The 10498-nt window shown below is 69.5% G+C and carries 10 protein-coding genes; 7 read left to right on the top strand and 3 right to left on the bottom strand.

Annotation, left to right across the window (positions count from 1 at the left end; all coding sequences use genetic code 11):
• The first annotated feature begins 26 nt into the window (after positions 1-26).
• From LPN01_RS17590 to LPN01_RS17565, 6 genes are all read left to right on the top strand, one after another.
• Positions 27-698 carry a hypothetical protein gene (locus LPN01_RS17590; RefSeq protein WP_262829726.1) on the top strand — a complete coding sequence of 224 codons (672 nt, stop codon included), beginning with the start codon at positions 27-29 and terminating at the stop codon, positions 696-698.
• 158 nt (positions 699-856) lie between these two features.
• Positions 857-2701, top strand: coding sequence for a translational GTPase TypA (typA, locus tag LPN01_RS17585; RefSeq protein WP_262829725.1), 1845 nt, complete (start codon positions 857-859; stop codon positions 2699-2701).
• 209 nt (positions 2702-2910) lie between these two features.
• Entirely contained in the window at positions 2911-3288 is a 378-nt protein-coding gene (locus LPN01_RS17580; RefSeq protein ID WP_262829724.1) for a hypothetical protein, read from the top strand.
• Between the two features lie 94 nt (positions 3289-3382).
• Positions 3383-3658 carry a DUF3297 family protein gene (locus LPN01_RS17575; RefSeq protein WP_262829723.1) on the top strand — a complete coding sequence of 92 codons (276 nt, stop codon included), beginning with the start codon at positions 3383-3385 and terminating at the stop codon, positions 3656-3658.
• 151 nt (positions 3659-3809) lie between these two features.
• Positions 3810-5777 carry a beta-N-acetylhexosaminidase family protein gene (locus LPN01_RS17570; RefSeq protein ID WP_262829722.1) on the top strand — a complete coding sequence of 656 codons (1968 nt, stop codon included), beginning with the start codon at positions 3810-3812 and terminating at the stop codon, positions 5775-5777.
• Positions 5778-5786: 9 nt separating this feature from the next.
• Entirely contained in the window at positions 5787-6329 is a 543-nt protein-coding gene (locus tag LPN01_RS17565; RefSeq protein WP_262829721.1) for a pseudouridine synthase, read from the top strand.
• Positions 6330-6336: 7 nt separating this feature from the next.
• Here the strand turns inward: LPN01_RS17565 and LPN01_RS17560 are convergent, their stop codons facing one another.
• The 3 genes from LPN01_RS17560 to LPN01_RS17550 all read right to left on the bottom strand — a co-directional run bounded on the left by LPN01_RS17560 (position 6337) and on the right by LPN01_RS17550 (position 9941).
• Entirely contained in the window at positions 6337-6654 is a 318-nt protein-coding gene (locus LPN01_RS17560; protein ID WP_262829720.1) for an ArsR/SmtB family transcription factor, read from the bottom strand.
• A gap of 827 nt (positions 6655-7481) precedes the next feature.
• Complete coding sequence (locus LPN01_RS17555; protein WP_262829719.1) at positions 7482-9338, bottom strand: ABC-F family ATP-binding cassette domain-containing protein; 1857 nt, start codon at positions 9336-9338, stop codon at positions 7482-7484.
• 45 nt (positions 9339-9383) lie between these two features.
• Positions 9384-9941: a helix-turn-helix domain-containing protein gene (locus LPN01_RS17550; RefSeq protein ID WP_262829718.1), complete on the bottom strand. Its 558-nt coding sequence runs from the start codon at positions 9939-9941 to the stop codon at positions 9384-9386.
• A gap of 90 nt (positions 9942-10031) precedes the next feature.
• Here LPN01_RS17550 and LPN01_RS17545 point away from each other — a divergent pair, with 90 nt between their 5' ends.
• Positions 10032-10463 carry a DUF6456 domain-containing protein gene (locus tag LPN01_RS17545; protein ID WP_262829717.1) on the top strand — a complete coding sequence of 144 codons (432 nt, stop codon included), beginning with the start codon at positions 10032-10034 and terminating at the stop codon, positions 10461-10463.
• The last annotated feature ends 35 nt before the right edge of the window (positions 10464-10498 follow it).

The following is a 10498-nucleotide window of genomic DNA, read 5'->3' as shown; positions in this document are numbered from 1 at the left end:
GCGATCATTTCGGAGAGGATATAATCATGTTCCGTTCCACGTTGTTCGCGCATGCCGCCGGCCTCGCCATGATCGCCGCGGTCGCCGCCGCGCCCGCCGATGCGCAGGGGAAGAAGGATCGCGCCCGCATCGCGGTGGCCGAGGCGCAGGCCAAGGTCGAGGCGGCGATGAAGGTCGATGCGACGACGCTGACGCCGCGCCTGCTCGCCGACGCGCAGGCCGCGCTGCGCACCGCGCAGGAGGATGTGGCGAGCAACCGCAAGGACGAGGCGATCGCCACCGCCAACCGCGCCTCGCAGCTGGCCGACCAGGCGCTCGGCGAGGCGCAGCGCCGCCGGGCCGACGCCAATGCCGCGGTCCGCACGGACGCGGTCGCGGCCACCGTGTCGGCGCAGGCGGACGCGGACGCCGCCAACGCGCGCGCCGCCGCCGCCGAGCAGAGCGCCGCAGCGGCGCAGGCGCAGGCCGATCGCGCGCAGGCGGAGGCCGCGGCATTGCGCGCTGCACCCGCGCCGGCGCCGCAGCCGGCATCGACCACCACGACGACCACGGTCGAGCAGCCGGTGGCCGCGACGACGACCACGCGTCGCACCACCACCGCGCGCCGCGTCGTGCGCAAGCCGGTCGCGCGGCGGACGGTCACCGTGGCCAAGCCCGCCGCGGTCAAGACGACGACGACGGTCACCACTGGCAACTGACCGCGTCCCGCCCCGCGGGGCGGGACGGGACCGAAACCGGCGCCGTGGCGCGACGCCGTCCGTGGGGGTCGTCTCGCACGACTCCGACGGACGGCTTTTCGCGTCTGCAAAAATGCGCTAGGGGCGCGCCCGATTACCTTTCACATTCAGGAATTCCCATGAGCCTCCGCAACGTGGCGATCATCGCGCACGTCGATCACGGCAAGACGACCCTGGTCGACCAGCTCTTCCGCCAGTCGGGCACCTTCCGCGACAACCAGCGCGTCGAAGAGCGAGCGATGGATTCGAACGACCTCGAGAAGGAGCGCGGGATCACCATCCTCGCCAAGCCGACCTCGGTCGACTGGGCGCCCCCGGGCGGCGGCGAGAGCGTGCGGATCAACATCGTCGACACGCCGGGCCACGCCGACTTCGGCGGCGAGGTGGAGCGGATCCTGAGCATGGTCGACGGCGTCGTCCTGCTGGTCGATTCGTCGGAAGGCGCGATGCCACAGACGAAGTTCGTCACCGGCAAGGCGCTGGCGCTGGGCCTGAAGCCGATCGTCGTCGTCAACAAGGTCGACCGCCCCGATGCGCGCATCCAGGAGGTGCTGGACGAGGTGTTCGACCTGTTCGTGTCGCTCGACGCCAACGACGAGCAGCTCGATTTCCCGGTGCTCTATGCGAGCGGCCGCAATGGGTATGCCTCAACCGACATGGACGCGCGCGAGGGCACGCTGATTCCGATGTTCGAGACGATCGTCAACCACGTCCCGGCGCCCAAGGTCGAGGTGGAGGACGTGCCCTTCACGTTCCTGGTCACGCTGCTCGACCGCGACAACTTCCTCGGCCGCATCCTGACCGGGCGCGTCAATTCGGGGACGGTCAAGACCAACCAGGCGATCCACGCGCTCGACAACGACGGCAAGATCGTCGAGGCGGGCCGCGCGTCGAAGATCCTGTCGTTCCGCGGGCTCGACCGCGTGCCGGTCGACGAGGCGAAGGCGGGCGACATCATCAGCCTCGCCGGCCTGACCACCGCGACCGTCGCCAACACGATCGCCGACATCACCGTCACCGAGCCGCTGCACGCCCAGCCGATCGATCCGCCGACGCTGTCGATGCGCTTCGCGGTCAACGATTCGCCGATGGCGGGGCGCGAGGGGTCGAAGGTGACCAGCCGCATGATCCGCGACCGCCTGTTCCGCGAGGCGGAATCGAACGTCGCGATCAAGGTGACCGAGGCGGCCGACCGCGACAGCTACGAGGTCGCGGGCCGCGGCGAATTGCAGCTCGGCGTGCTGATCGAAACGATGCGGCGCGAGGGCTTCGAGCTGGGCATCAGCCGCCCGCGCGTGCTGTTCGGCGAGGATGAGAACGGCAAGAAGACCGAGCCGTACGAAACCGTCATCATCGACGTCGACGAGGAGCATTCGGGCACGGTCGTCGAGAAGATGAACCTGCGCAAGGCGGAGCTGACCGACATGCGGCCGTCGACCGGCGGCAAGACGCGCATCACCTTCTCCGCGCCCAGCCGCGGCATGATCGGTTACCACGGCGAATTCCTCAGCGATACGCGCGGCACTGGCATCATGAACCGCCTGTTCGAGAAGTACGGCCCCCACAAGGGCAACATCGAGGGCCGCAAGAACGGCGTGCTGATCTCGAACGGCGCCGGCGAGGCCAATTCCTACGCGCTGGGGCCGCTCGAGGAGCGCGGCATCCTGTTCGTTGGGCACGGCGAGGCGCTGTACGAGGGCATGGTGATCGGCGAGAACGCCAAGACGGACGACCTTGAGGTCAATCCGATGAAGGCGAAGCAGCTGACCAACTTCCGCGCCAGCGGCGGCAAGGACGATGCGATCCGCCTGACCCCGCCCAAGAAGATGACGCTCGAGCAGGCGATCGCCTATATCGACGACGACGAGATGGTCGAGGTGACGCCCAAGACGATCCGGCTGCGCAAGCGCCACCTGGACCCGAACGAGCGCAAGCGCGCGAGCCGGGCCAAGCAGGCGGCATGATCTTCCGGGGGGCGTCCGAGCGATCGGGCGCCCCTTTCGTATCCTGCCGGCCGCGTCGGCGGATCCGCGGGGTGCGCATGGGGGACGGCAGTAAACCGCGGATGAACAACGCATTCCTGCGCCGTTCAGGGCGACTCGGCTAGACGCCTTGCAACACGCTTGGACTTTCGTGCGTTTTGCCCGGGCGTTGTGATGAGGAGTTCGGCGTCATGAATGCGTTGATGAAGAAGGCAGGACTGGGCATCGCGCTCGCCGCCACCGCGTTGACCGCGGCGGCGCCGGCGGAGGCGCAGCGTTGGGGCGGATATCGCCACTACAACCGCGGCGGCAACACCGCGGCGGGCGCCTTGCTCGGCGGGATCGTCGGGCTGGGTATCGGTGCGGCGATCGCGAGCAGCAACCGCGACGGTTATTACGACCGCGGCTATCGCGGTTATTACGATGCACCGCCGCCGCCGCGGGTCGTCTATCGCGACCGTTATTATGCGCCGCCGCCCCGCGTGGTCGTGCGCGAGCGTTACTACGATTACGCGCCGCAATACGACTATGGCTATCGCGGCGATTACGGATACGGCTACGGCTATTGAGCCGAAGACGATTTCGTCGGGAAAGCGGTGCGGGACTTCGGTTCCGCGCCGCTTTTTCGTGGCGGGCCGGTGCCGATGCGGGTAAGCGCGCGGGATGACCGATACGCCCCCCGATCGCCTGTCGACCGATCCGTCGAGCCCCCATTTCGACCAGCCCGCGCTGGAGCGCGGCATCGGCATCCGCTTCAAGGGTGTCGAGCGCAAGGACGTCGAGGAATATGACCGCGAGGCGGGCTGGATCCGCGTCGCGCTTGGCAAGAAGGTGGATCGCCACGGACGCCCGTTGACGCTGAAGCTGTCGGGCGACGTGGAAGCCTGGTTCGAGCGGCCGGCGGCGGATGCCACCGCCGAGGATCAGGCCGAGGGCTGAGCACCATACATCTGAATGACTGCAAGGGCGCGAGGCAATGCTTCGCGCCTTTTTTCATGGTGAGCAGCGGCGGGGAATGGCCACTGGCTTGCCGTGCGAGGCGACCCGCCCTACGCCCTTCGACAATACCATTATGATACCGGAGCGGGCGATGATGCGGCAGATCGGCAACCGGAGCGGGCGAGCCATGGTGGCGGCGGTGGCGCTGGCGGTCGCCGCGGGGCCGGCCGCGGCGGGTCCGGCGACGCTGCCGGCGATCGTCCCGACGCCGGTGTCGATGACGCTGGCCGGTGGGAACGGTGTGGCGTTGGGCGATGCGGTCGTACTGATCGCGGCGCCCGGCACCGATCCCGAAACGGTCGCGCTGGTCCGCAGCGTGCTGGCGGCGGCCGGCGTGACCGCGGTGACGACCGCGTCTCGGCTGCCCGGCACGCTCGATCGCGCCTATGTAATCGTCGGCACGGGCGAGGGCGGGATCGTGCGCGACGCGCTGGCGCGGAGCGGTGCGACGCCCGACACGCATCCCGAGGGCTATACGATCGCCAGCCGGGCGGCGGGGCGCGGCGGGATCGTGACGCTCGCCGGCCACGACGCCGACGGGCTGTTCCACGCGGTGCAGACGTTCCGGCAGCTGGCCCGGAGCGGCATGATCCCGGCGCTGACGATCCGGGATCACCCGGCGATGCCGATCCGCGGCACGATCGAGGGATTCTACGGCGCGCCATGGTCGATGGCGGATCGCACCCGGCATCTCGATTTCCTCGCCACCGTCAAGGCGAACACCTATGTCTACAGCCCGAAGGACGACCCCTATGCCCGCGACCGCTGGCGCGAGGCGTATCCGGCGGCGACGCTGACCGCGCTGGCGGCGCTGGCGACGACCGCGCGGCGCAACCATGTCGATTTCGTCTATGCGATCTCGCCGGGGCCGAGCGTCTGTTTCTCCGACCCCGCCGATGCGCGCGCGCTGGAGCGCAAGTTCGGCGCGCTGCGCGCGATCGGCATCCGCAGCTTCTATGTCGCGCTGGACGACATCGCCTATACCAAATGGAATTGCGCGGCGGACCAGGCGGCGTTCGGTCCGTCCGGGGCGGAGGCCGCGGGGACCGCGCAGGCGCGGCTGCTCAACGGCGTGCAGGCGGACCTGACCGCGAAGGATCCGGCGGCGCGGCCGCTCATCATGGTGCCGACCGAATATTACGATGCCAAGGAGACGCCGTACAAGGCGGCGCTGCGCAAGACGCTCGACCCGCGCATCGTCGTGCAATGGACGGGGACCGACGTGGTCCCGCCCGCGATCTCGGTTCCCGATGCGCAGGCGGCGACCAAAGCGTTCGGGCGCAAGACGCTGCTCTGGGACAATTATCCGGTCAACGATTATGCGCAGACCACCGGGCGGCTGCTGATGGCGCCCTATGCCCGGCGGCAGGCGGGGCTGTCGGCGGAGCTGACCGGCATCCTGTCCAACCCGATGAACCAGGAGGTGCCGAGCCGCGTCGCGGTGACCGGCGTGGCGGCGTTCGGATGGAACGACGCGGGCTACGATGCCGACCGGACGTGGATCGCCGCGGCACGGGCGCTGGCCGGTGACGATACGCGCGCGACCGCGGCGCTGCTGACCTTCTTCGATACGCAGCATATGGCGCCGACCTTCGGCAGCCAGCCGTGGCAGGAGCAGGCGCCGCGGCTGAAGGCGGCGCTGGACCGCGTGCGCGACGCGATCGCCGGGGGCGATCCGGCGGCGCGCCGCGCGTCGATCGCGGCGCTGACGCGAACCGCCGACGACCTGGCGGGCGCGCCCGACCTCATCCGGTCGGGTACGGTCGATCCCGGCTTCGCGGCACAGTCGCAGCCGTGGCTCGACGCGATGCAGCTATGGGGCCGCGCGTTGCAGCTGACCGCCGCCGGGCTGGATGCGGCCGAGCGCGGCAATGCCGCCGCGCCGCGCTATTTCGCCGATGCCGGCCGGCTTGCCGCTCAGGCGGCGGCGGTGCGCACGATCCCCGGCGCGACCCGGTTCGACGGCACGGTGCGGATCGCCGACGGGGTGCTCGACCGGTTCGTCGCCGATGCGCCCGGGCTCATCGCGCCGGTCGCGCCGATCGCCCCGGCAGGTTAGGGTGGCGGGATGGCGCGGCTCATCCTGTTCAACAAGCCCTATGGCGTGCTCAGCCAGTTCACCGATCGTGGCACCGTGAGCGCGCGCCCGACGCTGTCACAGTTCGTCGATATCCCCGGTGTCTATCCCGCCGGGCGGCTGGACCGGGACAGCGAAGGACTGTTGCTGCTGACCGACGACGGTCGGTTGCAGGCGCGGATCGCCGACCCCCGCTTCAAGCTGCCCAAGACCTATCTGGTGCAGGTCGAGGGCATGCCCGATGCGGCGGCGCTCGACCGGCTGCGCGCGGGGCCGGTGCTGGCGGACGGGCCGACGCGGCCGGCGGAGGTCGAACGGATCGCCGACCCGGCGCCGTGGCCGCGCGACCCGCCGATCCGCGTGCGGCTGGCGATCCCGGACTGCTGGTTGCGCCTGACGATCCGCGAGGGGCGCAACCGCCAGGTGCGGCGGATGACCGCGGCGGTCGGCCACCCGACGTTGCGGCTGATCCGCTGGCGGATCGGCGACTGGACGCTGGCGGATCTGGCACCGGGGGACTGGCGGGCGGCGTGACGCGCCGTCACCCGTCGGGCGCCGGAGCGACGACGTGCCAGTCGCCGGCAATGGCATCGAGCGTGCGGCGCGCGGTTGCGAGGCTGGCGGGATCGTAGGTATAATGCGTTTCGCGGCCCTGGCGCAGCGCGCGGACGAAGCCCGCCGCCTCTAGCACGTGCAGGTGCTTGGTGACCGCCTGACGGGTCATGCCGGCATTGGCGGACAGTCGTGCGATCGGACGGGGCGGGCCGCTGCGCAGAATCACGAGCAGCGCGAGCCGCGTCGGATCGGCAAGCGCAGCGAACAGGCGGGCGGCCTGGACGGGTTTCGGCATCGGGAGCATCGGCAACCTCCTGGTTGCCGCGCGCGCAACCGCTGGGTTGCTTATGGATCGATGGCAGAGGTTGTGCAACCGTTGGGTTGCGTAGTGCGCGATTGGGTTCGGGGGGTGACCGAGCGGATCGTGCGATGAGGCGAGCGAGAAAGTTGGTTCGCGCGGAGGCGCGGAGAAGATTGGTTCACGCAAAGACGCAAAGACGCAAAGACGCAGAGACGCAGAGACGGGCAGACGCGGAGAAAAAGGTTGGTGCGCGGCGAAGCGCGGAGAAGATGGATAGTGCGCAGAGGCGCGGACGACGTAGAAGGGAAGGGTTCGACGCAACCTGCGCGATGTCACGGTAGCGATTGCGGGGCGCTCGTCGCGCCTATGACAGGCGATCGGCGTCCTCTGCGGCCTTGTGATGACGCGCGCGGATCTCACACCAACCCGCGCCATCATCCTCACGTAGGCGGGGATCGATACGCACTGGCTGTCCTGCGTCTCAATACCGTCAGCCAGTATGGATCCCCGCCTGCGCGGGGATGACGGGTGTGGGGGATGTTTCGGAGTCCCATCATGTCGCATGGCCCGGGTGCGGCGTTGCGGTACCCACCGGTTGAGGGTTGAGGGTTGAGGGTTGAGGGTTGAGGGTTGCGGTGGCGCCGTGGGCAAGACCTCTGCGCCTCTGCGCCTCCGCGCGATCATACCGACCGTGAGAGGGCGGTGACCAAGCGGGTTGTCATCCCGCGCAGGCGGGGATCCATACGCACTGGCCGTCCTGTGTCTCGATACCGTCAGCCGGTATGGATCCCCGCCTGCGCGGGGATGACCGGGTAGGGTGAGGGTGGCCGTCAGGCGGCTTCGAGCGCTTCGGTGGCGGCGAGCCAGAGCGCTTCGGCGGCCTCGATCTGCGACTGGAGGTCGGCGCGGCGCTTCATCAGGTCGGACATCGCCAGTTTGGCGAAGCGCGGCTCGGCGGTCCCGGGGTCGAACATCGCGCGGTCGATCGCGTTGCGATCGGTGGTGAGCTTCGCGATCTCCGCTTCGGTGTCGCGGATGGTCTTGCGGCGCGCCTTGTCGGCATCGCGGTCGATCGGCTTGCCCTTGTCCTTCTTCGCGCCCGATGCCTTCTTCGCTTCGGGCGGCTTGTCGCCGGCGAGGACGAAGGCGATGTAATCGTCGAGGCTGCCGTCGAATTCCTTCGCGGTGCCGTTGTCGACGAGCACGAGGCGGTCGGCGGTCATTTCGAGCATGTGGCGATCGTGGCTGACGAGGACGACCGCGCCGGTATAGGCGTTGAGCGCCTGTACCAGCGCCTCGCGCGCGTCGACGTCGAGGTGGTTCGTCGGCTCGTCGAGGATCAGCATGTGCGGTGCGTCGCGGGTGATGAGCGCGAGCGCGAGGCGCGCCTTTTCACCGCCGGACATCTTGCCGACCTTACCCACCGCCTTGTCGCCCGAAAAACCGAAGCGGCCGAGCTGCGCGCGCACCGCGGCGGGACTGGCGCCCTTCATGATCCGCGTCATGTGTTCGAGCGGGGTGTCGTCGGCGTCCAGTTCCTCGACCTGATACTGGGTGAAATAGCCGACCTTCATCTTGCCCGAGGCCGACATCTCGCCGTCCATCGGCGCGAGCTGGGCGGCGAGCAGGCGGGCGAGCGTGGTCTTGCCGTTGCCGTTGCGCCCCAGCAGCGCGACGCGGTCGTCGGGATCGAGCCGCATGTTGAGGCGCTTGAGGATCGGCGTTTCGCTGTAGCCGACGCTCGCCATGTCGAGCGTGATGAGCGGGGGCCGCAGTTCGGTGGGATCGGGGAAGTCGAACGAGAGCGAGGGATCGTTGGCGAGTTCGGCGATCGGCTGCATCTTGGCGAGCATCTTCTGCCGGCTCTGCGCCTGTTTGGCGGTCGAGGCGCGCGCCGAATTGCGGGCGACGTAATCCTGAAGCTTCGCGCGCTGGATGTCCTGGTTCGCCTTGGCCGCGGCAAGCTGTGCCATGCGTTCGGCGCGCTGGCGTTCGAAGCTGTCGTAGCCGCCGGGATACAGCGTGATCTTGCCGTTCTGGAGGTGGAGGATGTGATCGACGACGTTGTTGAGGAAATCGCGTTCGTGGCTGACGACGACGATCGTCGCCTTGTAGCCGACCAGGAAATCCTCGAGCCACATCACCGCTTCGAGATCGAGGTGGTTGGACGGTTCGTCGAGCAGCAACAGATCGGGCTGCGAGAACAGCAGCGCGGCGAGCGCGACGCGCATCTTCCAGCCGCCCGAAAAGCTGTCGAGCGGACGCTGCTGCATATCCTCGTCGAAGCCGAGGCCGAGCAGGATCTGCGCGGCGCGCATCGGCGCGGTATAGGCATCGATCGCGATCAGCCGTTCGTAGACGTCGCCGAGCCGGTCCGGATCCTCGCTGGTTTCGGATTCGATCATCAGCTCGGCGCGTTCGGTATCCGCGGCGAGCACCGTGTCGAATGGCGTCGCGGTGCCGGAGGGCGCTTCCTGCGCGATATAGCCGAGGCGGGCGCCGCGGGGCATGTCGGCGGTGCCGTCGTCGGGCTCCAGCATGCCGGCGATGACGCGCACCAGGGTCGACTTGCCGGCGCCGTTGCGGCCGATCAGGCCGACGCGGCTGCCGGGGGGCAGCGCCGCGCTGGCGCCGTCGAGGATCGTGCGGCCGCCGAGGCGCACGGTGATGCCGTTGAGGTTGAGCATGGCCGTCCCCCTAGCAGATGTTGCGGTGCAGCTAAAGCGGGTCCGCTACAGCGTGCGGATCAGGCGGCTGGCCTGTGCCAGCCACGGCGGCATCGGCACCGATTGCGGGCGGCCGTTGGGCGGGATCAGCAACAGCGTGTCGCCGTCGATCCCGATCAGCCGGGCGAAGAGGAAATGCCCCGCGGGCCGTGGCAACAGCACGTCGCGGTTGAGCGCCTGTGCGAAGGTGGAGGGAACGCGCAGGTCGCACCAGACCTCGTCCCCGGCGCGATAGTCGCCGATGCTGCCGGTCACGGTGATCGCGACGCCGCCCGCGGACGGGTGCGGCGCGACGAGCGTCAGCGCCTTGCGGGGCGCGTGCGCACCGTCGGCATCCAGCGTCGCGGCGACCGGCAGCGCGGCGCGATCGGGCAGCGTGACGAGATCGGCGGGGGCCACGTCCAGCGCGGCGGCGATCCGGTTGAGCCAGCCGACCGAGACGGTCCGCGTCCCCGTCTCCAGCCGGCCGATCGTCTGGGCCGTTGTTGGAGGCGAGCAGCGGCGGCCGACCTCTTCGAGGGTCAGTCCCTTGGCCCTACGCACTTCACGAATCGCGGTAATCATGCTGCGTCCTTAACCGGTGCGGTTACGACGCTGTCCTACAATGCTGACGATGTGGCAACCCCCGCCCGCGATTCGACAGGGAGGGGAAGCATGCGCAAGTTGGTCGAGCGGACGGTGGGGGCGGGGCGAAACGTGACGGTGAACGTCGGCGAATCGCCGCTGTCCTGGCTGAGGGCGCGCGGGCTCGTCGATGCGCGGCAGTTCGAGGCCGGCGAGCGGTTGCGCGGCGATTACGAGACGGCGGCGCTGGGCCCGCGGGTAACGATGCGCTGGGCGGCGCGGGTCGATGGCGGGAGCGGCGGCGGCCTCGACCCGATGGCGGCGCAGATCGCGGCGAAGCGGCGATTCGATGCCGCGATGGCGGACGTCGGGCGGGGGCTGCGCGACATCGCGTGGCGGGTGATCTGCGCGGGCGAGGGGCTGCCCGCGGCGGAGAAGGCGCTCGGCTGGCCGGCGCGCGGCGGGCGGCTGGTGCTGACGCTGGCGCTCGACCGGCTCGCCGATCATTATCGATTGCCGTGAGCGCCGCGGCGGGTGTAACGGCGGCGGCACAAGAG

The sequence above is a fragment of the Sphingomonas sp. A2-49 genome (genome assembly GCF_025548555.1).
GTDB lineage: Bacteria > Pseudomonadota > Alphaproteobacteria > Sphingomonadales > Sphingomonadaceae > Sphingomonas.
The sequence above is the reverse complement of the archived record's forward strand: the minus strand, read 5'-3'. Positions and strand labels throughout refer to the sequence as shown.